Origin of the sequence: Pseudomonas sp. GR 6-02 (assembly GCF_001655615.1) — a bacterium.
Classification (GTDB): Bacteria; Pseudomonadota; Gammaproteobacteria; order Pseudomonadales; family Pseudomonadaceae; genus Aquipseudomonas.
In genome coordinates this window covers 4,573,971-4,598,645 of the sequence record NZ_CP011567.1, presented here as the reverse complement: position 1 = coordinate 4,598,645, position 24,675 = coordinate 4,573,971, and the positions used below count along the sequence as shown (strand labels likewise).

At 60.0% G+C, this 24,675-nt stretch carries 24 protein-coding genes; 4 read left to right on the top strand and 20 right to left on the bottom strand.

The annotated features are described in order from the left end of the window. Nucleotides 1-136: 136 nt before the first annotated feature. Nucleotides 137-1,099 (top strand): zinc-binding dehydrogenase, encoded by a 963-nt coding sequence (locus PGR6_RS20110; RefSeq protein WP_026286337.1) that lies wholly within the window; start codon nucleotides 137-139, stop codon nucleotides 1,097-1,099. Between the two features lie 167 nt (nucleotides 1,100-1,266). Here PGR6_RS20110 and PGR6_RS20105 read toward each other — a convergent pair whose 3' ends face one another. The 6 genes from PGR6_RS20105 to PGR6_RS20080 form a co-directional block, all read right to left on the bottom strand. Continuing rightward, nucleotides 1,267-1,920, bottom strand: coding sequence for an HAD family hydrolase (locus tag PGR6_RS20105; protein ID WP_007936171.1), 654 nt, complete (start codon nucleotides 1,918-1,920; stop codon nucleotides 1,267-1,269). 34 nt (nucleotides 1,921-1,954) lie between these two features. After that, complete coding sequence (locus PGR6_RS20100; protein WP_007936172.1) at nucleotides 1,955-2,944, bottom strand: ABC transporter ATP-binding protein; 990 nt, start codon at nucleotides 2,942-2,944, stop codon at nucleotides 1,955-1,957. Further along, nucleotides 2,941-3,741, bottom strand: coding sequence for an ABC transporter permease (locus PGR6_RS20095; RefSeq protein ID WP_064619278.1), 801 nt, complete (start codon nucleotides 3,739-3,741; stop codon nucleotides 2,941-2,943). The genes PGR6_RS20100 and PGR6_RS20095 overlap by 4 nt, the downstream gene beginning before the upstream one ends. Next, nucleotides 3,728-4,564 carry an ABC transporter permease gene (locus PGR6_RS20090; RefSeq protein WP_169342458.1) on the bottom strand — a complete coding sequence of 279 codons (837 nt, stop codon included), beginning with the start codon at nucleotides 4,562-4,564 and terminating at the stop codon, nucleotides 3,728-3,730. The genes PGR6_RS20095 and PGR6_RS20090 overlap by 14 nt, the downstream gene beginning before the upstream one ends. A gap of 5 nt (nucleotides 4,565-4,569) precedes the next feature. Beyond that, complete coding sequence (locus PGR6_RS20085) at nucleotides 4,570-5,376, bottom strand: alkaline phosphatase family protein (protein ID WP_018925176.1); 807 nt, start codon at nucleotides 5,374-5,376, stop codon at nucleotides 4,570-4,572. Nucleotides 5,377-5,605: 229 nt separating this feature from the next. Then, the gene (locus PGR6_RS20080) at nucleotides 5,606-6,673 is read right to left on the bottom strand and encodes an ABC transporter substrate-binding protein (RefSeq protein WP_018925177.1); all 1,068 of its coding nucleotides are present in this window, start codon (nucleotides 6,671-6,673) and stop codon (nucleotides 5,606-5,608) included. A 351-nt stretch (nucleotides 6,674-7,024) separates the two neighbouring features. On the opposite strand from PGR6_RS20080, the gene PGR6_RS20075 reads away from it, so the two are divergent. Then, on the top strand, nucleotides 7,025-7,738 hold the full coding sequence (locus tag PGR6_RS20075; RefSeq protein WP_007940851.1) for a UTRA domain-containing protein: 714 nt from the start codon (nucleotides 7,025-7,027) through the stop codon (nucleotides 7,736-7,738). A 7-nt stretch (nucleotides 7,739-7,745) separates the two neighbouring features. On the opposite strand, the gene PGR6_RS20070 is transcribed toward PGR6_RS20075, so the two are convergent. The 7 genes from PGR6_RS20070 to minC all read right to left on the bottom strand — a co-directional run bounded on the left by PGR6_RS20070 (nucleotide 7,746) and on the right by minC (nucleotide 14,680). Continuing rightward, nucleotides 7,746-9,899, bottom strand: coding sequence for a mechanosensitive ion channel family protein (locus tag PGR6_RS20070; RefSeq protein ID WP_064619274.1), 2,154 nt, complete (start codon nucleotides 9,897-9,899; stop codon nucleotides 7,746-7,748). A 77-nt stretch (nucleotides 9,900-9,976) separates the two neighbouring features. Next, a complete protein-coding gene (locus PGR6_RS30245) occupies nucleotides 9,977-10,153 on the bottom strand; it encodes a hypothetical protein (RefSeq protein ID WP_008005668.1) in 177 nt (58 codons plus the stop codon). Between the two features lie 248 nt (nucleotides 10,154-10,401). Further along, complete coding sequence (locus PGR6_RS20065; protein ID WP_018925179.1) at nucleotides 10,402-11,691, bottom strand: M18 family aminopeptidase; 1,290 nt, start codon at nucleotides 11,689-11,691, stop codon at nucleotides 10,402-10,404. Nucleotides 11,692-11,947: 256 nt separating this feature from the next. Continuing rightward, entirely contained in the window at nucleotides 11,948-12,583 is a 636-nt protein-coding gene (locus PGR6_RS20060) for an RluA family pseudouridine synthase (RefSeq protein WP_018925180.1), read from the bottom strand. 91 nt (nucleotides 12,584-12,674) lie between these two features. Beyond that, entirely contained in the window at nucleotides 12,675-12,929 is a 255-nt protein-coding gene (gene minE / locus PGR6_RS20055) for a cell division topological specificity factor MinE (RefSeq protein ID WP_007940845.1), read from the bottom strand. Beyond that, nucleotides 12,929-13,741 carry a septum site-determining protein MinD gene (gene minD, locus PGR6_RS20050; RefSeq protein ID WP_007940844.1) on the bottom strand — a complete coding sequence of 271 codons (813 nt, stop codon included), beginning with the start codon at nucleotides 13,739-13,741 and terminating at the stop codon, nucleotides 12,929-12,931. The genes minE and minD overlap by 1 nt, the downstream gene beginning before the upstream one ends. A gap of 201 nt (nucleotides 13,742-13,942) precedes the next feature. Further along, nucleotides 13,943-14,680 carry a septum site-determining protein MinC gene (gene minC / locus PGR6_RS20045; protein ID WP_026331736.1) on the bottom strand — a complete coding sequence of 246 codons (738 nt, stop codon included), beginning with the start codon at nucleotides 14,678-14,680 and terminating at the stop codon, nucleotides 13,943-13,945. 118 nt (nucleotides 14,681-14,798) lie between these two features. Between minC and PGR6_RS20040 the strand changes: the two genes are divergently transcribed. Both PGR6_RS20040 and PGR6_RS20035 read left to right on the top strand, forming a co-directional pair. Next, complete coding sequence (locus PGR6_RS20040) at nucleotides 14,799-15,731, top strand: lipid A biosynthesis lauroyl acyltransferase (protein WP_064619271.1); 933 nt, start codon at nucleotides 14,799-14,801, stop codon at nucleotides 15,729-15,731. A gap of 35 nt (nucleotides 15,732-15,766) precedes the next feature. Then, a complete protein-coding gene (locus PGR6_RS20035) occupies nucleotides 15,767-16,939 on the top strand; it encodes a patatin-like phospholipase family protein (protein ID WP_064619268.1) in 1,173 nt (390 codons plus the stop codon). 117 nt (nucleotides 16,940-17,056) lie between these two features. Here the strand turns inward: PGR6_RS20035 and PGR6_RS20030 are convergent, their stop codons facing one another. From PGR6_RS20030 to puuE, 7 genes are all read right to left on the bottom strand, one after another. Further along, nucleotides 17,057-17,842 carry an outer membrane protein OmpK gene (locus PGR6_RS20030; RefSeq protein WP_018925184.1) on the bottom strand — a complete coding sequence of 262 codons (786 nt, stop codon included), beginning with the start codon at nucleotides 17,840-17,842 and terminating at the stop codon, nucleotides 17,057-17,059. A gap of 482 nt (nucleotides 17,843-18,324) precedes the next feature. After that, complete coding sequence (locus PGR6_RS20025) at nucleotides 18,325-19,683, bottom strand: nucleobase:cation symporter-2 family protein (RefSeq protein ID WP_028941052.1); 1,359 nt, start codon at nucleotides 19,681-19,683, stop codon at nucleotides 18,325-18,327. 155 nt (nucleotides 19,684-19,838) lie between these two features. Then, nucleotides 19,839-21,140, bottom strand: a complete 1,302-nt coding sequence (locus tag PGR6_RS20020) for a urate hydroxylase PuuD (protein WP_018925186.1) — start codon at nucleotides 21,138-21,140, stop codon at nucleotides 19,839-19,841. Between the two features lie 51 nt (nucleotides 21,141-21,191). Beyond that, nucleotides 21,192-21,695, bottom strand: coding sequence for an ureidoglycolate lyase (locus tag PGR6_RS20015; RefSeq protein ID WP_018925187.1), 504 nt, complete (start codon nucleotides 21,693-21,695; stop codon nucleotides 21,192-21,194). A gap of 115 nt (nucleotides 21,696-21,810) precedes the next feature. Continuing rightward, a complete protein-coding gene (alc, locus tag PGR6_RS20010) occupies nucleotides 21,811-22,806 on the bottom strand; it encodes an allantoicase (protein ID WP_007940834.1) in 996 nt (331 codons plus the stop codon). A gap of 88 nt (nucleotides 22,807-22,894) precedes the next feature. Further along, entirely contained in the window at nucleotides 22,895-23,410 is a 516-nt protein-coding gene (uraD, locus tag PGR6_RS20005) for a 2-oxo-4-hydroxy-4-carboxy-5-ureidoimidazoline decarboxylase (protein WP_064619265.1), read from the bottom strand. Beyond that, on the bottom strand, nucleotides 23,407-24,333 hold the full coding sequence (gene puuE, locus PGR6_RS20000; RefSeq protein ID WP_007940832.1) for an allantoinase PuuE: 927 nt from the start codon (nucleotides 24,331-24,333) through the stop codon (nucleotides 23,407-23,409). The genes uraD and puuE overlap by 4 nt, the downstream gene beginning before the upstream one ends. Between the last annotated feature and the right edge of the window lie 342 nt (nucleotides 24,334-24,675).

The following is a 24,675-nucleotide window of genomic DNA, read 5'->3' as shown; positions in this document are numbered from 1 at the left end:
ATTCGACGCGGGGACAATTGATCACGCATATTAGGCCGTCTTTGAAGTCGCCGGTTCCCACAAGGGCCGGTCGCATAATGCAAGAAAGCCCGGCGCTATAGCTTCGGGCTCAGTCCAGACTCACTATGGAGGCACTGTGAAAGCATTGCAAGGCGTTGAAGGGCGAGTGGAGTGGGTTGAGGAGCCGAGTCCTACGTGCGATGTAGGACAAGTTCGTATCAGAGTGGCGGCAGCGGGACTCAATCGAGCCGATTTGTTGCAGAAAGCGGGCCTGTATCCGCCACCGCCGGGAGCCAGTCAAGCACTGGGTCTTGAGTGTTCGGGGGTGATCAGCGAGGTCGGCCCGGGCTCGTCCTGGCAGGTCGGAGATCGGGTTTGCGCCTTGCTGGCCGGGGGTGGGATGGCCGAAGAGGTAGTTGTCGACGGACGGCATGTGTTGCCGGTTCCCGAAGGATTGTCCCTGGCCGAGGCCGCGGCGTTGCCGGAAGTGTATGCGACCGTCTGGCTGAATTTGTTTCAATTGGCTTCGCTCAAACCGGGTGAGAAAGTTCTCCTGCATGCCGGAGCAAGTGGAATCGGTTCAGCTGCCATTCAGCTGTGCAAGGCGTTTGGTAACCCGTGCTGGGTCAGCGTCGGCTCCGAGGATCGTCTGGCCTACTGTGAAGCGCTGGGTGCCCAGGGTGGAGTGGTGCGCAATAAGGATCTGGACCGCCTGAACGATCTGGGGCCGTTCGATGTGATCCTGGATCCGGTGGGCGGTAACTATGCGGCGCTGAACCTCAAGTTGCTGGCTCGCGATGGCCGTTGGGTGTTGATCGGTTTGATGGGCGGTCGTGAAGCGCAGCTGGATCTGGCGCAGGTGCTGGCCAAGCGCGTGCAACTGCTGGGTTCGACCCTGCGCAATCGAGACGAGCAGTTCAAGGCCGATTTGTTCAGCGATCTCAGCCAGCACGTCTGGCCGCTGTTTGCCGAAGGGCGTTTGAGCCCGCAACTGGCCAGGACGTTTGCGATCGAGGACGCCGAAGCGGCGTTTGCGGAGCTGGCGACCAATCAGGTGTCGGGCAAGCTGGTGCTGGTGATTGACGACAGCCTGAGCTGACAACATGAACCTGTGAGTGCCTTTGTGGCGAGGGAGCTTGCTCCCGCTCGGTTGCGAAGCAGCCGCAAAACCTGAAAACCGGTTTTACCTGGCTAGCCACAGTGACTGATTTCAGGGCCGCTTCGCGGCCCAGCGGGAGCAAGCTCCCTCGCCACAGGGGACCCGGATTACTTCCAGATATGGATCGGCCAGCCGGCTTTTTCGGCGTGTTCGAGCAACACTGGATCCGGATTCACCACATGCGGGAAATCCACCTTCAGCAGCAGCGGCAAATCGTTGCGTGAATCGGAATAGAAACTCGCGCCTTCAAGGTTTTCCTCTTCGGCGTCCAGCCATTCCAGCAAGCGGGTGATCTTGCCTTCGCGGTAGGTCAGGGTGCCCACCGTGTTGCCGCTGTACACCCCGTGCGCCACTTCCAGTTCGATGCCAAGAATCTCGTCGATGCCCAAACGGTCGGCAATCGGCTTGACCAAATGCGTGCCCGAGGCCGAGATCACCAGAATCCGGTCGCCGGCCTTGCGGTGGGCGGCGATGGTTTTGGTGGCGTCGCTGAAGATGATCGGCTCGATAAAGTCTTCCACCCAGGGCGCTACCAAGTGTTCGAGCTCTTGCGGCGTGCGACCGATCAACGGCTCCAGGCTGAAGGCCATGTAGTCTTCCATCGCCAAGTGGCCCCTGCCGTAGGCATCCATCAATTCCTTGTCACGACGCAGGAAGGATTCGCCATCGACCCAGCCGAGGCGGGCCATCTGTTCGCTCCATAGCGAGGCGCAGTCGCCGTGGATCAGGGTTTCGTCCAGATCAAAAATTGCCAGGGCCATCAGTACGGTTCTCTCTTCAACATCAGCAAGGTCATCAGGCTACCTCACACAGGGCTGTCGGATCGATGGAAAGTGCCAGGCGCTGACCATCGGGATGCAGATCGGACGCCGAGCGGTTCAGCACATCCACCACCAATTCCACCCCCCGAGCTTCCACCCGATAGCGAATCACGTTGCCCAACAGGCTGTGGCTGCGCACCTGCGCGTCGAGTTCGCCGTTCAGGCTCAGCTCGATGGCCTCCGGGCGGATCGCGATGCGGTGGGTGATCGGCCGTTGCAGCAGTTTGCTGGCGCTGTCGGCGTCCAGCAGGTTGTAGTTGCCGATGAAGCCTGCGGCGAACACGTCGACGGGCGCGGTGTAGAGGGTTTCGGCATCGCCACTCTGTACGATCTTTCCCTGATTCATCAGGAAGATTCGGTCAGACATGGTCAGGGCTTCTTCCTGATCGTGCGTGACGAAGATCGTGGTCAGGCCGAGTTCGCGCTGGATCTGACGGATCTGTTCGCGCAAGTGCTTGCGAATCCGCGCATCGAGCGCCGACAGCGGCTCATCCAGCAACAACAGCCGAGGCCGGGTCACCAACGAACGAGCGAGAGCGACACGCTGGCACTGGCCACCGGACAGCTGATGCGGGTAGCGGGCGGCGAAGTCATTGAGTTCTACCAGTCTCAGCACTTCGGCGACGCGTTTTTGGCTGTCGTCGGCGTTGACCTTCTGCATGCGTAAACCGAAGGCGACGTTCTGCTCCACGGTCATGTTCGGGAACAGCGCATAACTTTGGAACACCATGCCGATTCCGCGTTTCTGTGGGCTCAGTGGGACGAGGTCGTGACCTTCCAGCAGAATCTGGCCACCGTCCACCGAGGTCAGGCCGGCGATGCAACGCAGCAGCGTGGACTTGCCGCAACCGGACGGGCCGAGCAGGGTGACGAATTCGCCTTTCCTGATTTCGCAGTTGATGTCGCTGAAGACGGTGGTGCCTGAGTAATCTTTCTGAAGATGTTGGACGCTTACATAGCTCATTCGCTTTTGTCCTTGTTCAAGATATTGGCCACCCAGGTCAGAACCAGCACAAAGAAGAAGTAGGAAATCACCAGCGCACTGGTGAAGTGGCCGCTGCTGTTGCGCATGTTGTTGAGGTAGACCTGCAGGGTTTCGTAGCGGGTGCCGACGAGGATGTTGGCGAACACGAACTCACCGAACAGGAACGAGAAGGACAGCAGCAACGCGACCATCAGCCCCTTGCGCAGGTTCGGCAACACCACCAGGAAGGCAGCTTGCCAAGTGCTGGCGCCGAGCAATTGCGCGGCGTCCATCAGGTCGCGCAGGTTGATCGCTTGCAGGTTGTTGGTGATCGCCCGGTACATGAACGGCAGCGCCACGGTGAAGTAGCAACCGATCAGAATCCACGGCGTACCCACCATCGCGAACGGCCCCGAACCGTAGAGCTGCAACAGCCCCACCGACGACACCACCGGCGGCACCGCGAAGGGCAGCAGGATCAGGATGTTCATCAGCGCGTCGAGCTTCGGGAAGTGGTAATGCACCACGAACAGCAGTGGCAGGATCAGCACCACCGACAGAATCAGCGAGCCGATACAAACCAGCAACGACTGACCGAATGCGTCGAGAAAGCGTGGATCGCTCCACAGCTGGATGTACCACTTGAAGGTAAAGCCGCTGGGCATAATCGTCGCCGACCAACTGCTGGCGATCGAGTAGATCAAGGTTCCGAGCAGCGGCAATAACAGAATGGCAAACAGCAAATACACGATGACCCGGTGGTAGATACCGACGGGCCCCAGTTCAGCGCGAGACATGGTAGCTCCTCTTCAACAGCAGCTGATGCACGATGGTCACCAGGGTCATCAACGCCACCAGCACCACGGCCAAGGCGCTGGCGAGGTTCGGGTCGAGGGAAATGTCGCCGGACACCATCGCCGCGATACGGATCGGCAACACGTTGAAGTTGCCGGTGGTCAGCGCGTAGACCGTGGCGTAGGCGCCAAGGGCGTTGGCCAGCAGAATCACGAATGTGCCCAGCAGTGCCGGGGTCAGCACCGGCAGACCGATGTGTCGCCAGAATTGCCAACCGCTGGCCCCGAGCAAGGCGGCGGACTCACGCCAGTCTTCGCGCAGGGCATCGAAGGCCGGGTAGAGCAACAGCACGCCCAGGGGAATCTGGAAGTAGGTGTAGAGAATGATCAGCCCGGTTTTCGAGTACAGGTTGAAATCCTGAATGATTCCGGCCTGTTTCAGCATGATGGTGAAGGTGCCGTTGAAGCCCAGCAAGATGATGAACGCGAAGGCCAGGGGCACACCGGCGAAGTTGCTGGTCATGTTAGCGAAGGCATTCACGAAGTTGCGCAGTTTCGAGTCGACCCGGCGCAGGGAGTAGGCGCCGAGTACGGCAATGACGATGCCGAATACGCTGGACCAGAAACTGATCTCAAGGCTGTATTGGATCGCCTGCAAATAGAACTTCGAATTGAATATTTTGCTGAAGTTGGCCAGGCCCCAACCGAACTCTTCCGATTGCAGGCTGTTGATCATCACCCAGAGCAGCGGGGCGATCTCGAACACGAAGAAGAAAATCGCGAAGGGCACCAGGCACAGAGCGGCCAGCCATTTACCGCGGGTCATGGCATTCACTTGAGCAGCTCCCGGCACACAGGTTTGTCGTGGGGCACGCCCAGCAGTTCGCAGACGGTGCCGCACAGTTCGGTTTGTTTCGGTGCAGCGCCTTGGTTGAAGCTGAAGGCGTCGCCGAGGACGAACAGCGGCACTTCGCGTTCTTCAGGCAGCAGGCCGTTGTGCGAGCGGTCATTGTTCATGCCGTGGTCGGCAGTCACCAGCACTTGGTATCCGGCGTCGAGCCAGCCTTGCAGGTAGTCGGCGAGGATGACGTCCGCCGAGCGGGCGCTGTTGCGGTATTGCGGGGTGTCGAGGCCGTGCTTGTGCCCAGCGTCGTCGATGTTCATGGGGTGGACCAACAGAAAGTTCGGCGCGTGGCGCAGGCGCAGGTTTTCCGCGTCGGCGAACAGGTGCGAATCCGGGTAGTGGTCGTTCCAGTAGAAGTGACCGTGCTGGATCGGCAGTTTCGGGTCGTCGGTGTGACGGTCCCGGGCAGCCACGAACGGCGAACGGTTATACAACTCGCTGACCCAGTGATAGGCCGCGGCGGCGGTTTTCAGGCCGGCGTCGGTGGCGTAATGGTAGATGCTGCGCTGGTTGGACAGGCGTGAGACGTTGTTGTGAACGATGCCGCTGTCGATCGGCGCAACGCCGGTCAGGATGCATTCGTAAAGTGGTCGGGACAGAGCCGGCAGTGCACATTCCAGTTTGTAGAGCGCCGCGCGTCCTGCGCCAACGTAAGCCTGCAGATGCCCCATGGCGTGGCGCGCGACTTCGTAATTGAGGCCGTCGAGCACGACAAGGATGACGTTGTGCTTCATGGGGGGTGGGACTCCGCAAAAACAGATGATTCAAGTACGCAACCAATCCCTTGTGGGAGCGGGCTTGTGTGGCGAGGGGGCTTGTCGGACCGCCGCATTGCCCCGTTGGGCCGCGCAGCGGACCCAGTATCTACGAGCGCTGCGCACTCGAACGGGGGCAAGCCCCCTCGCCACAGGCCCGCTCCCCCATTTGGATCTCCATCGGAGTTCCAAATGGGGATTGACCGCCTTACGGCATATTGATGATGACTTCTTCCTGCCACTTCTGCGGCAGCGACTTGGAGGTCTTTTCCCACGCGTCGGCGTCTTTGATCGGCGTGACCTTTTTGTACTGTTCGTTAGGCAGCAGCTTGGCCTTGACCTCTTCCGGCAGAGTCAAATGCTCGGCGCGAATTGGACGGGCGTTGCCTTTTGCCAGGTTGATCTGGCCAGCGTCGCTGAAGATGTATTCGCGGGCCAGTTTGGCGGCGTTCGGGTGCTTGGCGTATTTGTTGATGATGGTGGTGTAGCCGGAAATCACCGAGCCATCGGATGGAATCAGCACGGTGTAGTCATCCGGATTCGCCATCTTGGCCTTGTAGCTCAGGCCGTTGAAGTCCCAGACCACGCCGACTTCGATTTCACCCTTTTCCATGGTGGCAATCGTCGGGTTGGCCATGGACAGGCGGCCTTGCTTGGCGATGTCTGCGAACAGCAACAGGGCTGGCTGAATGTTTTTCTCGTCACCGCCATTGGCGAGGGCGGCGGCCAGTACGCCGTTGGCGGCCTGGGCTGCGGTGCTTACGTCACCGATGGAGACTTTGTACTTGCCGCTCTTGAGGTCGGCCCATTTGGTCGGTGCTTCGGAACCGTGCAGCAGCTTTTTATTGATGATGAACGCGATGGAGCCGGTGTAGGCCAGTGCCCAGTTACCGTCCTTGTCCTTGGCCCAGTCCGGAACCTGTGCCCAAGTACTTGGCTTGTAAGGTTGCACCACGCCCTGCTTGACCGCGATCGGGCCGAAGGCGGCACCGACGTCGCCGATGTCGGCTGTGGCGTTGTCTTTTTCGGCAGCGAACTTGGCGATTTCCTGGGCCGAGCTCATGTCGGTGTCGATGTGTTTCAGGCCGTATTTCTTGGCCAGGTCTTCCCAGGTGCCTTTCCAGTTGGCCCAGTCATCGGGCATGCCGACGCTGTTGACGGCGCCTTCCGCTTTCGCAGCGGCTTCGAGTGTTTTCAGATCGGTATCCGCCGCCATGGCGGCAGTGCACAGGGCAATGGTCGAGCCTAACAGTGATGCCAGGAAAAACTGTTTCATCCGAAGCTCCTTTGGGCGTTTTCAACGCTGCGATTGCGGTTGTGTTGGTCTAGGTCAGCAATACCTGAGCCAATTTAGGCGTCCTGGATGACATTTTGATGTCGACGACCGGTCGGCCTGAATTTCCTGCGCTCGGATACGCGGGGTGCGAGATAAGCGTAGACCATGGCTAAAGGGCTGATATGAAAGGGACTTGGCCATGAAATTGCAGGTGTCTGAAGCAACCGTTCGGCGGCTTTGTCATCTGTCAGTCATCTGCAGTGCCTAGGCTTGCAGGCAATTGATGGAGCCCGGTTTCAATCGCGGTTCTGCCCTGAATCAGTGCTGGTCTAGTCCAGATAGGTAACGTTGATGCGCATCGAGACAACCAAAGCGGTGACAGCGATCGGGCAGGTTCTGCAAGAACAGCTCGACCACGGGCTGTTGGCGCCTGGGAGCAAGTTGCCGGCCGAGCGCAAGCTCAGTGAGTTGTTCGGTACCACGCGGATTACCGTGCGTGAGGCGTTGTTGCAGTTGGAGGCCCAGGGCCAGATTTATCGCGAAGAGCGGCGTGGCTGGTTCGTGTCGCCACCACGGCTGGCTTATAACCTGATGCAACGCAGCCACTTTCACGCGATGGTCAGCGCCCAGGGGCGGGTGCCGTCCACCGAGGTGATTTCCGCGCGTTTGCAACCGGCGTCAGCGGCGGTGTGTGCCTGGCTCCAGTTGCCGGCGCTGTCGAGCGTGATCCAGATCTGCCGCTCGCGACGGATTGACGGGCGATTGGTGCTGTATGTGGAGCACTACCTGAACCCGCAGTATTTTCCGGGGATCCTGGATTTCGATCTGAATCAGTCGATGACCGAACTGTATGCGCGGCATTACGACTTGCACTACGGGCGGGTGCGCTTCGAGATCGTGCCGACCGCGTTGTCGGTGGACGCCGCGGCGGCTTTACGGGTGTCGGTGGGCAGCCCGGGGTTGCGGATTGCCCGGGTCAACTACGATCAGCATCAGCGGCTGATCGATTGTGACCTGGAGTTTTGGCGCCATGATGCGATTCATGTCGGGGTGGATGTGGTTTGAATCCCACCTACGCAGATTGTTCGCCACCGGGGGTGATCACCTGAATGCTCATGCGCGGTGTCGCCAGATCCAGCCCGGCCTCATCCAGATGCCGCTTCAGCGATAAATTGAATGCCCGGGACACTTCCCACTGCTTGATCGGCGCGGTCTTGAAGCGGGCGCGAAGAATCGCATTGCCTGACTCGAAACTTTCGACCCCCTGGATCTCCAGCGGCGACCAGATGTTGCGCCGTTGCAGCGGGTCGGTGCGCATTTTCTGGCCGACGTCGCGCATCAGCTTGATCGCCTCGTCGATGTCCATGTTCGAGGGCACCGCCACCCGGAAGATCGCGTAGCCGAACTCCCGGGAGTAGTTCTTGATGCTTTTGATTTCACTGAACGGAATGGTGTGGACGATGCCGTCGATGTCCCGCAGGCGCACGGTGCGGATGGTCAGGCCTTCGACCGTGCCCAGGTGGCCGCCGACGTCCACGTAGTCGTCGATGGCCAGGGAGTCTTCGATGATGATGAACAGCCCGGTGATCAAGTCGGCCACCAGCGATTGCGCGCCGAAACCGATGGCCAGGCCGATGACGCCGGCACCGGCCAGCAGCGGCGTGACGTTCATGCCCATGTTCGCCAGGGCGACGATCAGCGCAATGATGAAAATAGCCACGAACAGCACGTTGCGGATCAGCGGCATCATCGTCTGCGCGCGGGCATTGGCCAGGCCTTTGCGCGAGCGGGTAAGGGCGTGATGCACGGCGGTGTCGCTGAGGATCCAGATCAGCCAGGCAAAAATCAGCGTGCCGCCGAGGCTGAACAGTTTGACGCTGACTTCATGGCCTTCGCCTTCGGTGAAGCGAATCAGCGACATGCCCCAGACCCGCAGGCCGAGTTCAATGAACGCCAGCCATACCAGCAGATGGGCGAGGGTGTAGAAGAAGCTTTTCAGGCGATCCGAATACAGCGCATGGCGCTTGGGGCCGCGTTGTGGCTTGAGTGCATGACGGCGCACCAGCCCGTTGATGACCATGCACAACACCAGCAGCACGGTGCAGATCAGCGACTGACGCAGCGCGGTGCTGGTGTCGCCGGCAGAGACGAAGGTGGCGAACAGTGAGATGCCCACCAGCACCAGCGCCGGCAGATACCAGAACGTCCCGAGGATTTCGATCGTGTCGCTCAAGGCGCGGCGGGTCAGGCGCCGAGACAGCGGCTGGTTGCGGATCAGGTGCGCGATGGGCCGGCGGAAACGCAGAATGAAAAAACCTGTGAAGATCGCCGCCAGTACATTGGCGAACGTCGCCGCCGTATGGGCCAGATGTTCACCGAGGCTGGCGATCAGGCGCGGGTCGTTCAGGGCTTCACCGAAGGCGGCGAAACTGCCGATCAGCCACAACGGGCGGAAGGCCTGATGCCGCAGGATGTACAGGGCGCGATGGCGATGCGGGCCATCGAGCAGGGAAAACGCGATGACGCAGATCGCCGAGAAACAGGTACCGACCACCAGCGCGTAAGCCAGCACCATGGCCAGGCTTTTGCCCAATGACGAGGGCAGGGCGTAGGTCATGTATACCGTCATGACCAGGGCGATCATCCACGGCCCGAGTTTGCGCAAGGCAAAGCGCAGCATGTCCAGGGCCTTGGGGTGTTGCGGCAGTTCTTCGGTGAGGCCGAAGCGCATGCGCACCCGGTGGCCGAGCCAGATCAGGGCGGCGGCCAGCAAGCTCCAGACCATCAGGATCATGGCGAAGGCAAATATGATGGGCAGCCATTCATTGGCCGGCAGCATGAGTGCCACCAGTTCATCCTTGGCCAGGTTGACTTCTTCGGACCAGCGAGTGAGGGGGCTGTCGGCGCCGGAAAATTGCTTTTCGAAACTGGCCAGGGTGCCGCCGATCAGGCCCAGCACGCCTTCTTCTGTGGTCGGTTGGGCTTTTTTGCTGACGTCGCGCAGCTTTTTCAGGTCCGCCAGCAGTTTGGTCCGTTGCTGATCGTTTTCCAGCGACTTGATGACTTCGTCCAGCGACTGCCCCAGTGGAGCTTGCGCTTCGGGCTGGGTTTTCGCCGAGCCGCTGAGCAGCCCCGGCAAGCCGGCCGCCTGGGCAGGCGTCAGCGGCAGCAGCGTCATCAGGCAGACAAGGAACAAACAGGGCAGGGCAAAAAGACGAGCGAACACTAGGCGGTCAACCTCGGATGAGCGAATCGGCCGAGTGTACGAGCCCGTCAAAATCAATGCGAGCCGGGCGCGAGGATTTATTCGTTGAGTTTGGCGAGGATCTTGTAGATCACGGTGGCGAGGATCATCAGCATGCCGACCCACATCGCGAACACACCGGCGTTCTTGTCGCGAAAGTTGAAGCCGATGGCCAACATGATCATCCCGGAAAGAATCGGGATCAGCATGGCGTGAAACGAAGACATCGAGATCATGGTGACAGCCTTGTCGGAGGGGTTACTGCAAGTCTAGGCGGCTTTCGGGCGGGCGTTGGTGATGTGTGGCAGGAATGGATCGTAAGATCATTGTGGCGAGGGAGCTTGCTCCCGTTGGGCTGCGAAGCAGCCCCAAAATAAAGCAACATCGGCTAATCAGCCAGACCGAGTTTGCCAAGTTACGACTGCTTCGCAGCCGAGCGGGAGCAAGCTCCCTCGCCACAAAAGTTGCCTTTTAATCACAAGGGTTATGGCAATTCGCGGCAGGCGTAAAACGCGCTCAGCACTTTGACCAGGTGTGCCAGGTCATGGCTGCCGCACAGCTCGCGGATCGAGTGCATGGCGAACGTCGGCAGGCCGATGTCCACGGTGCGCACGCCCAGGTGGCTGGCGGTGATCGGGCCGATGGTCGAGCCGCAGCCCATGTCGCTGCGCACCACGAAGCTCTGCACCGGTACTTCTTCGGCCATGCACAAATGACGGAAGAACCCGGCGGTTTCGCTGTTGGTGGCGTAGCGCTGGTTGCTGTTGACCTTGATTACCGGGCCGGCATTGAGTTTCGGGCCGTGGTTGGCGTCGTGCTTGTCGGCGTAGTTCGGGTGCACGCCGTGGGCGTTGTCGGCCGAGACCAGCAGGGATTTCTGAATGGTCCGTACGAATTCATCCCCTTCGGGCAACAGGCGACGCAGGGTTTGCTCAAGCATCGGACCGTCAGCGCCACAGGCCGAGCAGGAACCGACTTCTTCGTGATCGTTGCAGACCAGCACGCAGGTTTCGTCGGTTTCAGTCGTCAGCAATGCTTGCAGGCCGGCGTAGCACGACAACAGGTTGTCCAGGCGGGCGCCCGCGATGAAATCGCCATGCAGGCCAATGACCGCGGCGCTTTGGGTGTCGTAGAAGCTCAGCTCGTAATCGAGCACCACATCGGCGTTCAGGCCATGTTCGCGGGCCAGCTGATCGGTGAGCACGGCGCGGAAGTCCACGCGCTCGTCACCGGCGAATTGCGCGAGAATCGGCGGCAGTTCGGTCTGGGCATTGATCGCCCAGCCCATGTTGGCTTCACGGTTGAGGTGAATGGCCAGGTTCGGAATGATTGCAACGGGAGCCTTGAAGTCGATCAACTGGCTCTCGACCTTACCATCGCGACGGAAGGTCACGCGGCCGGCCAACGACAGATCGCGGTCGAACCACGGCGCCAGCAGTGCACCGCCATAGACTTCGACGCCCAATTGCCAGAAGCCCTGGCGTTGCAGTTCCGGCTGGGGTTTGACCCGCAGGCACGGGCTGTCGGTGTGCGCGCCGACCAGGCGAATGCCGCCATGCAGGGGCGAATGACGGCCCATTTTGAACGCGACGATCGAAGAGTCGTTACGGGTGACGTAGTAACGGCCATTGGCTTCGGTGGTCCATGGCTCGCGCTCGTCGAGGCGCACAAAACCGGCCGCTTCCAGGCGTTGGACAAGGCTGGCGGTGGCATGGAACGGGGTAGGGGAGGCCTTGAGGAAGTCGATCAGGCCTTGGTTCAACTCTTCGCGCATAAGAAGCTCCAGACAGCAGTGGCGCCAGTTTAACGTATTGAAAGCGCAAAGTGCGGCGGGCCTGATGTTGGCGGCGCGTGAGATTTAATGTGGCGAGGGAGCTTGCTCCCGCTCGGCGGCGCAGCGGCCGCAAATCCTGCTTGCGCGGTGTGCCCGACAGAATACGGTCGCTGGTTTTGGGAGTGCTCCGCACTCCAGCGGGAGCAAGCTCCCTCGCCACAACAGCTCCCTCGACACCGAAGCCTGGGCACCGCCGTTAGAACGGTGCCGGGCACTCGAAGCGCAGGCGTTCGCCGCTTTGCGGATGAGTGAAGCTCAGCATGCTCGCGTGCAGGCACAGGCGTGGCCAGGCAGCCAGGGCTTGCGGATGGGCATAGAGCCCGTCACCCAGCAGCGGGTGGCCGATGGAGAGCATGTGCACGCGCAACTGGTGAGAACGGCCGGTGATCGGCGTCAGCTCGACGCGGCACCAGTCGCCACAACGCTCCAGTACACGCCAGAAGGTCAGGGCGTGCTTGCCGAATTCGTGGTCCACCACATGCCGTGGCTTGGTCGGCGGATCGTAGCGCAGGGGCAAGTCGATGCTGCCACTGTCCAGTTCCGGTTGTCCCCAGCACAGGGCGGTGTAGGCCTTTTCGGTTTCGCGGTCGTGAAATTGCCGAGACAGTTCGCGATGAGTGTCCGGGTCACGGGCCAGCAGAATGATGCCGGAGGTTTCCCAGTCCAGCCGATGGACAATTCGCGCTTCCGGGTAGCCGTTTTCTTGCAGGCGCGTAATCAGGCAGTCCTTGTTGTCATCAGCCCGTCCGGGGACGGAGAGCAACAGGGTCGGTTTATCCACCACCAGTACGGCGGCGTCCTGATAGATGATGCGGATGTTGGACAACGGCATTAAAACAGCCTCGTAACAAACGCCAACGGCGACTCAGGCCCCCTCCAGTCATGGAAGGGCCCTGAGCCGCCGTGGCTCCCGCCGGATCGACTCAGCGATCGGGCAGGGTGATATTGAGTTCCAGAATCGAGCAGCTGCCCTGGTTTTCCAGAGCGACGTGCACGTCATCGGACCCGATATTGACGTACTTGCGGATCACTTCCACCAGTTCCTTCTGCAAGGCTGGCAAGTAGTCCGGCGTACTGCGTTGGCCGCGTTCATGCGCCACGATGATCTGTAGACGCTCTTTCGCTACCGAGGCGGTACTGGGCTTTTTGTTGGCACGAAAGAAGTCAAAAAGGTTCATTACCTACCTCCAAAAAGTCGCTCGAAGAATCCCTTCTTCTCGACATCGAGGAAACGATGGTCCACGGTCTTGCCCAACAGACGATCGACAGCATCGCTGTACGCCTGGCCGGCGTCGCTCTGGTCGTCGAGAATCACCGGCACGCCCTGGTTGGAGGCCTTGAGGACGGCTTGCGATTCCGGAATCACGCCCAGCAGGGTCACCGCGAGGATTTCCTTGACGTCTTCGACGCCGAGCATTTCGCCGTTGACGACGCGCGTAGGGTTGTAGCGGGTCAGCAACAGGTGTTCCTTGATCGGGTCTTCGCCGTTTTCGGCGCGACGGGACTTGCTGGCCAGCAGGCCCAGCATGCGGTCCGAGTCACGTACGGAGGAGACTTCCGGGTTGGTCACGACGATCGCTTCGTCAGCGAAGTACATGGCCAGGTGGGCACCTTTCTCGATACCGGCCGGGGAGTCGCAGACCACGAATTCGAAGTCTTCTTTCAACTGCATCAGGACTTTTTCTACGCCTTCCTGGGTCAGCGCGTCTTTATCGCGGGTCTGACTGGCGGCCAGCACGTAGAGGTTTTCCAGGCGCTTGTCTTTGATCAGGGCCTGTTGCAGGTTGGCTTCGCCGTTCACCACGTTGACGAAGTCATACACCACGCGGCGCTCGCAACCCATGATCAGGTCGAGGTTACGCAAGCCGACGTCGAAGTCGACGATAACTGTTTTGTGACCACGCAGAGCGAGGCCGGTACCGATAGCGGCGCTGGTGGTGGTCTTACCCACACCACCCTTGCCGGATGTAACCACGAGAATCTTGGCCAAGGTGTTTTACCCCTAAGGAAAAAGGACGTTTAGCCCCTGAAAAACATCTCTTGAAAAACTACTGCAGTCGGACAGCCTTGGCTGGAATCCGGTTTTGAGCGGTATCTACCCCCGGTAAACACTGCTTTTAGCCTTTTTCCTACTTCGTTTGAGCCGTTTTCGCTACGTTTTAGAGATGCTTGGAAAATGCGGCAGTATCCGTTAAAGCCGAATGATGTTCAACACGTCACCCGACAGGCTGACTTGTACTCCGGCGCCCCACAATGGATCGCGGCGCAGGTCCTCGGAAACCTTGTAGTGACCGGCGATGGAGACCAGTTCAGCGGTCATTTGCTGACAGAAAATCCTGGCTTTCGTATCACCTTTGACGCCGGCCAGCACACGACCGCGCATCGCGCCGTATACATGGATGTTGCCGTCGGCGAGAAGTTCCGCCCCCGGGCTGACCGACGAAATCACCACCAGATCGCTGCCCTGGGCATAAATCTGCTGGCCACCACGTACTGGCGACGTGATGATTTTTGTCGGTTTGATGGTCGGCTCCGGTGGTTTTTCCGGTTTTTTCGCTACGACGCCTTCGAGCGGGTCGAGCGGGCGTTCCCGCGCGCCGGACGGCGGCAGCACTGGCAGATCCACCGCAATGGCGGCGGCGATGTCTTCAATGCGGCTGGCACGGATCGCCAGGGTGCGCAGGCCATGCTGGCGGCAGATGCGCATCAATCCCGGCAGGTCGACCGAGCCTTCGCTGGCCGGGAGTTTGTCCAGGGCCAGTACCAGCGGCGCGTTACTGAAGAAGTTGGGCGCCTGGGCGACCTTGGCGGCCAGTTGCCGATCAAGGTTCTCGAGGTCGTTACGGGCCAGTTCCAGCACCGTAATGGCCAGCATGCTGCCCTTCAACTGGAACACGGGATCTTGGTCTAGCGGTTCGGTTTGGCTCATGGTCGGCATACAACGGCTTGTCACTAAAAGTGCCGAGACTTATAACGAGAACGCCCGCAGGCCGCAAGCCGGGTCGAACGATGTAGAATGCGCGGCCATTAACTTTCCGGAACCTTTAATGGAACGCCCGCGATTTCGAACAGCATTTCTTTCTCCGCGTTTCTGGCCGCTGTGGTGTGGCCTGGGGCTGTTGTGGCTGATTGTTCAGTTGCCGTATCCGGCGTTACTGGCGATCGGTCGCGCCCTGGGCGCATTGATGTACCGAGTGGCCGGCGACCGACGGCGCATTGCCAAGCGCAATCTTGAGCTGTGTTTCCCTGAAAAATCCGCTGCCGAGCGCAAACGCCTGCTCAAGGAAAACTTCGCGTCCACCGGCATCGCCTTCTTCGAGATGGCCATGAGCTGGTGGTGGTCGCGCAAGCGTCTGGCGAAACTGGCCCATGTCGAAGGCCTGGAGTATTTGAAACAGGCTCAGGCGCAAGGCAAGGGCGTGATTCTGATGGCTGTGCACTTCACCACGCTGGAGATCGGCGCAGCGTTGCTCGGTCAGCAACACACCATCGATGGCATGTACCGCGAACACAAGAATCCGCTGTTCGACTTCATCCAGCGCCGAGGCCGCGAGCGGCACAACCTTGACTCGCTGGCGGTGGAACGCGATGACGTGCGGGGCATGCTCAAACTGCTGCGCGCAGGGAGAGCGATCTGGTACGCACCGGATCAGGACTATGGCGCCAAGCAAAGTATCTTCGTGCCGCTGTTCGGGATTCAGGCGGCGACTGTCACCGCCACCAGCAAATTCGCACGCTTGGGCAAGGCGCTGGTGGTGCCGTTCACCCAGGAGCGCCTGGCTGACGGCAGCGGTTATCGACTGGTGATTCATGCCCCGCTCGAAGGCTTTCCCGGCGAGACGGAAGAGGCCGATTGCATTCGGATCAACCAATGGGTGGAGGGTGCGTTGCGCGAATGTCCGGAGCAATATCTCTGGGCGCATCGCCGCTTCAAGAGCCGCCCACCGGGCGAGCCGAAACTGTACGCCAAACGCGGTTGAGTCACCGATCCCTTTAAGCACCATGGAGTGTTGCAATGAGTCCTGCTGAACCGGTTACAGGGTTGATTCTTTCCGGCGGTGGGGCTCGTGCGGCCTATCAAGTAGGCGTGCTGGCAGCGATTGCCGAGCTGCTGCCGATGGGGGCGGCGAATCCGTTTCCGGTGATCGTCGGCACCTCGGCCGGTGCGATCAATGCGGTCAGCCTGGCCAGTGGGGCGATGGATTTTCGGAGTGCGATCGAGCGTCTGACGGCCTTCTGGCAAGGTTTTCGCAGCCATCTGGTATTACGCAGCGATTGGCCGGGGGTGATTCATCAGGCCGCCCGTTTTGTCAGTCACAACCTGATGGGCATTGGCTCGCCGGTGCCGGTGGCCCTGCTTAACAGTTCGCCGCTGCGCCGCCTACTCAATCACAAACTGCACATGCCCGGGATCGCCGAAGCGATTGCGCAAAAGCAATTGCGGGCCGTAGCGGTTACAGCGTTCGGCTACGAGTCCGGCCAGGCCGTCACGTTTTATCAGGGCGGCGGCACCATCGAATCCTGGTTGCGCCATCGGCGAGTCGGCGTGCCGACCCAACTGACTGTCGACCATCTGCTCGCCAGTTCCGCGATTCCATTGCTGTTCGCACCGGTAAAAATCGGCGAAGAATATTTCGGCGATGGCGCGGTGCGTCAATCGGCACCGATCAGCCCGGCCCTGCACCTGGGCGCCAGTCGCGTGCTGGTGGTGGGCGTCAGCGGCAACCCGCGCGGGATCGATCCGCAACAGCCGCTGCAACGTGCCTACACCGGTCAGCAGCCGACCCTGGCGCAAGTCGGTGGGCACCTGCTCAACAGTACGTTCATTGACAGCCTGGAAAGTGACATCGAGTTGTTGCAGCGTCTGAACCAGTTCAGCCATCTGCTGCCCGATGGCATCTCGAGTCGTGCATTGGGAGCGGCGCCAGTGGATGTGTTGGTGATTTCACCGAGTCAGCCGATCGATGAAATTGCCGCGCGGCATCGCCAGGAACTGCCGGCAGCCTTGCGCCTGTTTTTACGCGGGCCGGGGGCGACCAAGACCAGCGGGGCAGGGGTGCTGAGTTATCTGCTGTTCGAGGCGGGGTATTGCAGCGAATTGATTGATCTGGGGCGGCGCGATGCGTTGGCCAAGCGCGATGAGCTGTGCCGGTTTCTGGGGTTGGTGGAGCCTGCGGTTCCGGCTTGAGATTTGCGGTGTGGCTGTTCGCGGGCAAGCCTCGCTCCTACGGATTTGAGTCGTTCACATAACCGGTGAACGACACAAGACCTGTAGGAGCGAGGCTTGCCCGCGAAGCTTTTACGATCAGAAGTGGAACTTCACCAGCAAGCTCGTGTTGCTCTGATCGGTCTTGAAGTACTGACTGTCCCTGATCCCGTACTTGTCCGACCAATAGTCGTACTCGACACCCACATACAACTGCTTCTCGCCAATGTTCAGCGCTTTGCCCAAGTCGTATTTGATCTGCGGGTTGAAGTGCAGGTTGGCGTGGTAGGTGCCTTTGCTGTTCTTGTCGTTGTCGACCACCCAGTCCATGAAGCCATCGATCAGGATGTTCGAATCGCCCACCGGAATGGTGTAGGACCAGACCGGGGTGATCTGCCAGACGTTGTCACCAGGGCGGCTGCCTTCGGTGTGACGCTGGTAGAAGTTCAGCTGGAAGTAGTCGAAACCAGGAATCGCCAGGTCGAAACCCGGACCGATCAGGTAAGACTCGGTATCGCCTTCACCGAACTCGTACGTCATGGCCAGCAGCACGTCCTTGACCGGGCCGAACTCCAGTTTCTGGTCGAAGATTTTGCCAAACGACAAGCGCGGGCTGATTTCGCCGTAGTAGGTGTTCGAACCGACGCCGGGGTCGTCCTTGCCGTTGTAGAAAATCTTGTCGACGAACATGAAGTTGTCGCCGTATTTCCATGCATCGGCGTGCTCGAAAGTGACGGTTTGCTGAATGCGCGGGTTGACCTGGAAGTCCTTGCCATAGAGGTAGGTCAGGCTGTTGTTCTGCCATTGCAGCAAGTCGCCGGCCATGGCCTGGCCCCCGGCCAGCAAGGATCCCGCGAGCATCAGGCTGGTGCACGTACGTTTCATTCGGTTGCTCCCAAAAAGTAGGTGGTTCCACGTTATTTTTCTAAGGTCGGCGCTCTGGTGTGGCGCCTTTTCTTGCTGCTGTAAAAAATCATCCATTCGGTCAGCTTTGGTGCTGTTAGCAAGAGCTGAGCCAAGGCTTTCAAAAAGCCAAAAAATGCCCGTTCGGCTGTTCTAAAACAGTCGATTGAGCGTCTTTTCGGGAAGCCTTGATACTGCCCGGAGCCGGGGTAAGTTGGCTTTCCGGTCAGGAATTAAATCCGGGCTTTTTTTTAGACCGGATTCGGGCGGCCGCGGAGAATACTGACTCCTTGGCCAGGTCTCAAGTGCCCCGCAACAGAGCACTGGCGACAGGTGTGGGGCATTGCTGAACGACAGACTTGTCTGGGTACGAATCATCTGTTGCTCCCTCTTGTTTTTATTGTTTGAGGTGCAGGCAGCCACCCCTGTGGGAACTCGCCACAGGGTGTGTGCTTTGTACTGTGTCAGTGCGTGTGGGCGTGGCAGTCGTTGACGGCTGCGCGTTCGTGACCGCCGAGGATGTTGAACAACAGGTTCAATGCCAGGGCGCTAAGCGTGGCCATGGCGATGCCGCTGTGGGTGATCGGGCTCATCCACATGGGCAGGTGGGCGAAGAATTCCGGGCGCACCACCGGGATCAGCCCCATGCCGATGCTCACCGCCACCAGCAACTGGTTGCGCCGGTCACCGATGTCGGCTTCCTGAAGAATCTTGATCCCGGTGGCGGCGACCATGCCGAACATCGCGATTGCCGCACCGCCCAAGACTGCCGGCGGAATCGACGCCACCAGGAACGCGGCTTTCGGCAGCAGGCTCAGCACGATCAGTAAGCCACCGGCGACGATGGTCACCGAGCGGCAACGTACGCCGGTCATTTGTACCAGGCCGATGTTCTGAGCGAATGAGGAGTGGGTGAAGGTGTTGAAGAAGCCGGCGAAAAACGAAGCACCGGCATCGCACAGCAAGCCGCGACGCAGCATCCGCGGCGTGACGTCCTGGCCGGTGATTTTGCCCAGCGCGAGGAACATCCCGGTGGACTCGACGAAGATGATTACCACCACCAGGCACATGGACAGAATCGGTGCGAGCTCGAATTTCGGCATGCCGAAATGCAGCGGGGTGACGATTTGCAGCCACGGCGCCTGGTCCATGCCGCTGAGGTCGACCATGCCGATCACGCCGCAAATCGCGTAACCCAGGCACATGCCGATCAGCACCGAGATGTTGACCCAGAATCCGCGCATGAAGCGATGGACCAGCAGAATGGTGGCCAACACCAGTGCAGCAACGGCCAGATAAACAGGCGAACCGAATTGAACCGCGCCAGCACCGCCACCGGCCCAGTTCACGGCCACGGGGAACAGCGACAAACCGATCGAGGTGATGACGGTGCCGGTCACCAGCGGCGGGAAGAAGCGCACGACCTTGGACATGAAGGGCGCGATGAGCATGCCGAAGAAACCGGCGGCAATGGTCGCGCCGAAAATCCCTTGCAGGCCGATGCCGGGCATCCCGGCCATGGCCACCATGCTGCCGACCGCGGCGAAACTGGCGCCCATCATCACCGGCATGCGAATGCCCATCGGGCCGATGCCCAGCGACTGGACGATGGTGGCAATGCCAGCCACCAGCAGGTCGGCGTTGATCAGGAAGGCGATTTCTTCACGGTTCAGGCCGGCGGCCTGCCCGATGATCAGCGGCACTGCAATGGCGCCGCCGTACATCAGCAGAACGTGTTGCAGGCCGACCAGAATCAGTTGCACAAGGGGTAAACGTTGAATGGCGGGTGCGTCGGGGATGCGCGCTTCGGATAGCTCGGACATGCAACACCTCGGATCTTTTTTATTCTTGTGATTTTTGTATCAGGGGGACCGCAGTGCGGCCGTTCGCGGGCAAGCCTCGCTCCTACAGGGGGTGGTGTTGACCTTGTAGGAGCGAGCGGGCGGCGATCCGACTTGCCCGCGAAGCTTTTCAACGATTAATGGGTCGGAGCTCCCTGAACAATCCACGCGCCGATCAGGTCACGTTCCTGCTGGGTCATCTGGGTGATGTTGCCCAGTGGCATGATCTGGCTGGTGACCGCTTGAGCCTGGATGCGGGCAGCGTTTTGGCGGATCTGTTCTGGCGTATCGAACATCACGCCGGCCGGTGCGGCACTGAACAGCGGGCTGGTGGGTTTGGCCGAGTGACAGACCGCGCAACGTTCCTGAATCACGCTGTGAACCTTGTCGAACGTCGGGCCCTGATTCGAGGCCTGGGCCGGTGCAGCGGCAGGCGCATCAGGTTTCGCCGCTTCAGGTTTGGCACCACCGCCGAGGGCGGTTTCCGGCAGCGGCTGGTACTCGATGGTCCCAGGAGCCTTGGCCACTTCAGGTGCGCTGGACATCGGCGCCGGGCCGGTCACGTAGGCCAGGCAAATCATGCCGACCGCCGCAACGGGCAGGGTCCAGGCGAATTTGTGGCTGTCGTGACGGGTGTTGAAGTAGTGACGCACCAACACCGCCAGCACCGCGATCCCGGCCAGGATCAGCCAGTTGTATTGGCTGCCGTAGGTGCTCGGGAAGTGGTTGCTGATCATGATGAACAGCACCGGTAAGGTGAAGTAGTTGTTGTGCCGCGAACGCAGCAAACCTTTGGCCGGCAGCGCCGGATCGGGCGTGCGATTCTCGGCGATCGCCGCCACCAGGGCGCGCTGGGCCGGCATGATGATGCGGAACACGTTGCCGACCATGATGGTGCCGATGATCGCGCCGACGTGCAGGTACGCGCCACGACCGCTGAACACTTTGCTGAAGCCGTAGGCGGCGCCGATGATCAGCACGAACAGGATTGCGCCTAGCAGGGCAGGGCGTTTGCCCAGGGCCGAGTCGCAGAGGAAGGAGTAGATGAACCAGCTGATGAACAACGAGCCGAGGCCGATGGCCACGCCTTCAGGGCCGCTCAGGGTGCTGCCCGGTGCCAGCAGGTACAGCGTCGGGTTGGAGTAGAACACCACGCACAGCAGCGCGATCCCCGACAACCAAGTGAAATAGGCTTCCCATTTGAACCAGTGCAGGTTGTCCGGCATGGTCGGTGGAGCCAGTTTGTATTTTTCCAGGTGGTAGATACCGCCGCCATGGATCGCCCACAAATCGCCCGCCAGGCCGTTTTTCGGGTTGACCCGATTGAGGTTGTTTTCCAGCCAGACGAAATAGAACGACGCGCCGATCCAGGCCACGCCAGTGATCATGTGAACCCAGCGCACGCTCAGGTTCAGCCATTCCAACAGATGTGCTTCCACAGTCTTTACCTCTCGCCTGTCACCCTTGTTGTCGAGTGATCAGACCTTCTCTTATTGGTGGGGGGCGAGGATCAAACACTCATCCTCTTGGAAAAAATGCTCATCGCAGTTGTTGCCTGTGCCACTGCGATCAACCACCAGGAAGTCATCCCGCTTTTCGATCGTCAGCACCGGGTGGTGCCAGACGCCGCGATGGTAATTAATGCCCTGCCTGCCGTTGGTGACGAAGGCGCGGACCAAGCCTGATACAGGTGCATCGCCAAGTGGCGCGACCACGATCAGAAAGGGGTTGCCGAGCAGCGGAATGAACGCCTGACTGCCCAGCGGATGGCGCTCCAGCATGCGTACCGTCAGCGGCATGTCCTGCGCGTCGGCGCGGAAGATGCTGATGATCGCCTTGTCCTCTGGCGTGGCGGTTTCCACCGTCGCCAGTTTGTGGAAGCGCATGGTCGAACCGTTGTTGATCATGAAGTGATCGCTGCCGTCGGTTTCGATCACGTCACCGAAAGGGGCGAAGGCTTCTTTGGTCAGCGGTTCAATCGTCAATGTGCGCATGCTGGTCTTCTTAATCTCGAATGTGTTGGGGTACTGCTTTTGTAGGAGCCGGCTTGCTGGCGATGGCGTCAGTGAGGGCGCTATCGCCAGCAAGCCGGCTCCTACAGGCTCAGCATTACTTCGCGACCTTGCCCAAAACGCGCAGGCGGCTCACACCACCATCCGGGAACACGTTCAGGCGGATGTGGGTGATCGGGCCCAGCGCCTTGATCTGCTCGGCGAAGGTGTGTTCGGCGTGCATTTCCAGCTTCTGGCTTGGCAGCAGTTCGCGCCAGAACAGCGATTGGGTTTCGATCTGGCTGTCGGTGCCGCCCTTCACGAAGGCACCCTGGATCGAGCAGCTGTCCGGGTAGTTGCCCTTGAAGTGCAGGGTGTCGACGATGACTTTCTCGACTTCACCCGCATGGCCCAGCGCGACGATCACCCAGTCATTGCCCGGGGTACGACGACGTGCGGTTTCCCAGCCATCGCCCATGTTGATGCCACGGCCCGGGTTGAGGATGTTGCTCATGCGGCCGAAGTGTTCGTCGGAGCAGGCGAGGGCGCGACCGCCGTTCAGGGCGGCAGCCAGGTCGACTTGTTCGTTGTCGCCAACGGCCGACCAGTCGCGGAACGGAATGCCGTACACGCGCAGACGGGCCACGCCACCATCCGGATAGATGTTGAAGCGCAGGTGGCTGAACGCCTGGTCGTTATTGATTTCGTGGTAGTGATGGCTGTTGCCCTGCAGCTCGACGGCCGATAGCACTTCAGTCCACTGGGTGTTTTCGTCCGGCTCGCCCGAGGCCAGGAAGCAGGCTTCCAGGGAGGCCGATGGCGGGTAGTTGCCGGTGAAGAATGAAGTGTCGATGTCCACGCCTTTGATCGAACCCGGTACGCCCAGGCGGATCACCGCGCTGTCGTAGCCTTCGAAGCGCTTGCGGCGCGACTCCCAGCCGTCCATCCACTTGCCGTTGTCATCGAACACGCCCTCTTTCCACACGGCCGGGGTCGGCTGGAACAGACGGTTGGCGTCTGCGAACCAGTCATCGGTGACCGAGATGATTTTGGTGCCCAGACGGGCGTCGGCCAGGTTGACGAACTTCTCGAAAGGTACGGCGTAAGCTTTCATTCTTCTTGTCTGCCTTTAATAAGTTGGCTTGGGATGCTTGCAGTGCCCTGGGTGCTGTTTGCGTTTGAGAACACTCGGGCAAAGCTCGCTATAGGGTCAGTAATCGGAACAACGCGATCTTGTTGATCTGCGCCAGCGCGCATTTGAATTCGGTGTCGACCGAATTGTGAATGCGCGTTTCGAACGCCGCGAGGATCTGATGCCGGTTGCTGCCTTTTACCGCCATGATGAAGGGAAACTTGAACTTGGCCTTGTAGGCGTCGTTCAGCTCGGTGAAGCGCTCAAACTCTTCGGCCGTGCATTGGTGAATACCGGCGCCAGCCTGTTCATGGGTGCTGGCTTCGGTCAGTTGGCCCTGGACGGCAGCTTTGCCGGCCAGGTCCGGGTGCGCGTTGATCAGGGCCAGTTGGCTTGCGTGATCGGCACTCAACAGGATGTCGCTCATGCGCTGGTGCAGGGTTTCGATCTGGTCGATCGAAGCGTCCTGGCCCAGGTCGAAGGCTTTTTCGGCCACCCATGGCGAGTGTTCGTAGATGTCGGCGAAGGCGGCGACAAATGCGTCGCGGCTCAGGGTCGAGGGCTTCAGTGTCTGGAAGTGGCTCATTTGGCAGCCCCTTGGTACGGATGGGTTTGCTGCCAGTGGCGAGCGATGTCGACGCGGCGGCTGAACCACACCTGTTCATGACTTTTAGCGTATTCGATAAAGCGCTTGAGTGAGGCCAGGCGCGCCGGGCGGCCGATCAGCCGGCAGTGCAGGCCGATCGACAACATTTTCGGTGCCTCGGCGCCTTCGGCATACAGCACGTCGAAGGCGTCTTTCAGGTATTCGAAGAAGTCGTCGCCCTTGTTGAAACCCTGGACCTGGGTGAAGCGCATGTCGTTGGTGTCCAGGGTGTATGGAATCACCAGGTGTGGCTTGCCGGTCGGGTTGTTCGGTTCCCAGTAGGGCAGGTCGTCGTCGTAGGTGTCGCAGTCGTAGAGGAAACCGCCTTCCTCCATCACCAGCCGGCGGGTGTTCGGGCCGGTGCGGCCGGTGTACCAGCCCAGCGGGCGCTCGCCGGTGATTTCGGTGAGGATGCGGATCGCTTCGAGCATGTGCTCGCGTTCCTGCGCTTCGTCCATGTACTGGTAGTCGATCCAGCGATAGCCGTGGCTGCAGATCTCGTGGCCGGCCTCGACCATCGCGCGGATCACGTCCGGGTGACGCTGGGCGGCCATGGCCACGGCGAAGATGGTCAGCGGGATGTCGAATTCCTTGAACAGTTTCAGAATCCGCCAGACGCCGGCACGGCTGCCATACTCGTAAAGGGATTCCATGCTCATGTTGCGCTCGCCTTGCAGCGGCTGCGCCGAGACCATTTCCGAGAGGAAGGCTTCGGACTCTTTATCGCCGTGAAGGATATTGCGCTCGCCACCTTCCTCGTAGTTGAGCACGAAGGACAGGGCGATGCGGGCATTGCCCGGCCAGTGTGGGTGAGGAGGGTTACTGCCGTAACCGATCAGGTCGCGTGGGTAGTCAGCGCTCACTGCAGTCTTCCTTCTTGTTCGTGTCGACTTGTTCAAAGTCAGGGTGTGTGTGGCGGCCTGGCGATGAGAGGGCAGGCTGGCGTCACAGCGATGGAGTGATTGTATACAACTTTATATTCACTTTGTAAGCCTGATTTTTTGCATTTTTCACTGACTGCTCTCATTGGAGGGTACTGCAAGAAACCTGCCTGACTGGTCAGCTAATGGATGGAAGGTCCACTGATCTTATGGTTTGGCGCAAGATTCGCCTGCAAACCATGAATGCCGTTGGTGGCAGTAAAAATGTCGTTTTTATTGTGTACAATTTTTTTGAAAAATGTCTTAATCAGTCGCTCGCCGCAA

What these genes read in the sequence shown, in the direction of transcription:
- PGR6_RS20085 (WP_018925176.1), bottom strand. Translation starts at nt 5,376, where the DNA reads ATGAAGCACAACGTCATCCTTGTCGTGCTCGACGGCCTCAATTACGAA.
- uraD (WP_064619265.1), bottom strand. Translation starts at nt 23,410, where the DNA reads ATGAGCCACTTCCAGACACTGAAGCCCTCGACCCTGAGCCGCGACGCA.
- PGR6_RS20060 (WP_018925180.1), bottom strand. Translation starts at nt 12,583, where the DNA reads ATGCCGTTGTCCAACATCCGCATCATCTATCAGGACGCCGCCGTACTG.
- PGR6_RS20100 (WP_007936172.1), bottom strand. Translation starts at nt 2,944, where the DNA reads ATGAGCTATGTAAGCGTCCAACATCTTCAGAAAGATTACTCAGGCACC.
- PGR6_RS20030 (WP_018925184.1), bottom strand. Translation starts at nt 17,842, where the DNA reads ATGAAACGTACGTGCACCAGCCTGATGCTCGCGGGATCCTTGCTGGCC.
- alc (WP_007940834.1), bottom strand. Translation starts at nt 22,806, where the DNA reads ATGAAAGCTTACGCCGTACCTTTCGAGAAGTTCGTCAACCTGGCCGAC.
- PGR6_RS20015 (WP_018925187.1), bottom strand. Translation starts at nt 21,695, where the DNA reads ATGCGCACATTGACGATTGAACCGCTGACCAAAGAAGCCTTCGCCCCT.
- PGR6_RS20090 (WP_169342458.1), bottom strand. Translation starts at nt 4,564, where the DNA reads ATGACCCGCGGTAAATGGCTGGCCGCTCTGTGCCTGGTGCCCTTCGCG.
- PGR6_RS20025 (WP_028941052.1), bottom strand. Translation starts at nt 19,683, where the DNA reads ATGTCCGAGCTATCCGAAGCGCGCATCCCCGACGCACCCGCCATTCAA.
- minC (WP_026331736.1), bottom strand. Translation starts at nt 14,680, where the DNA reads ATGAGCCAAACCGAACCGCTAGACCAAGATCCCGTGTTCCAGTTGAAG.
- minE (WP_007940845.1), bottom strand. Translation starts at nt 12,929, where the DNA reads ATGAACCTTTTTGACTTCTTTCGTGCCAACAAAAAGCCCAGTACCGCC.
- PGR6_RS20040 (WP_064619271.1), top strand. Translation starts at nt 14,799, where the DNA reads ATGGAACGCCCGCGATTTCGAACAGCATTTCTTTCTCCGCGTTTCTGG.
- PGR6_RS20075 (WP_007940851.1), top strand. Translation starts at nt 7,025, where the DNA reads ATGCGCATCGAGACAACCAAAGCGGTGACAGCGATCGGGCAGGTTCTG.
- PGR6_RS20035 (WP_064619268.1), top strand. Translation starts at nt 15,767, where the DNA reads ATGAGTCCTGCTGAACCGGTTACAGGGTTGATTCTTTCCGGCGGTGGG.
- PGR6_RS30245 (WP_008005668.1), bottom strand. Translation starts at nt 10,153, where the DNA reads ATGATCTCGATGTCTTCGTTTCACGCCATGCTGATCCCGATTCTTTCC.
- PGR6_RS20095 (WP_064619278.1), bottom strand. Translation starts at nt 3,741, where the DNA reads ATGTCTCGCGCTGAACTGGGGCCCGTCGGTATCTACCACCGGGTCATC.
- PGR6_RS20105 (WP_007936171.1), bottom strand. Translation starts at nt 1,920, where the DNA reads ATGGCCCTGGCAATTTTTGATCTGGACGAAACCCTGATCCACGGCGAC.
- PGR6_RS20065 (WP_018925179.1), bottom strand. Translation starts at nt 11,691, where the DNA reads ATGCGCGAAGAGTTGAACCAAGGCCTGATCGACTTCCTCAAGGCCTCC.
- PGR6_RS20080 (WP_018925177.1), bottom strand. Translation starts at nt 6,673, where the DNA reads ATGAAACAGTTTTTCCTGGCATCACTGTTAGGCTCGACCATTGCCCTG.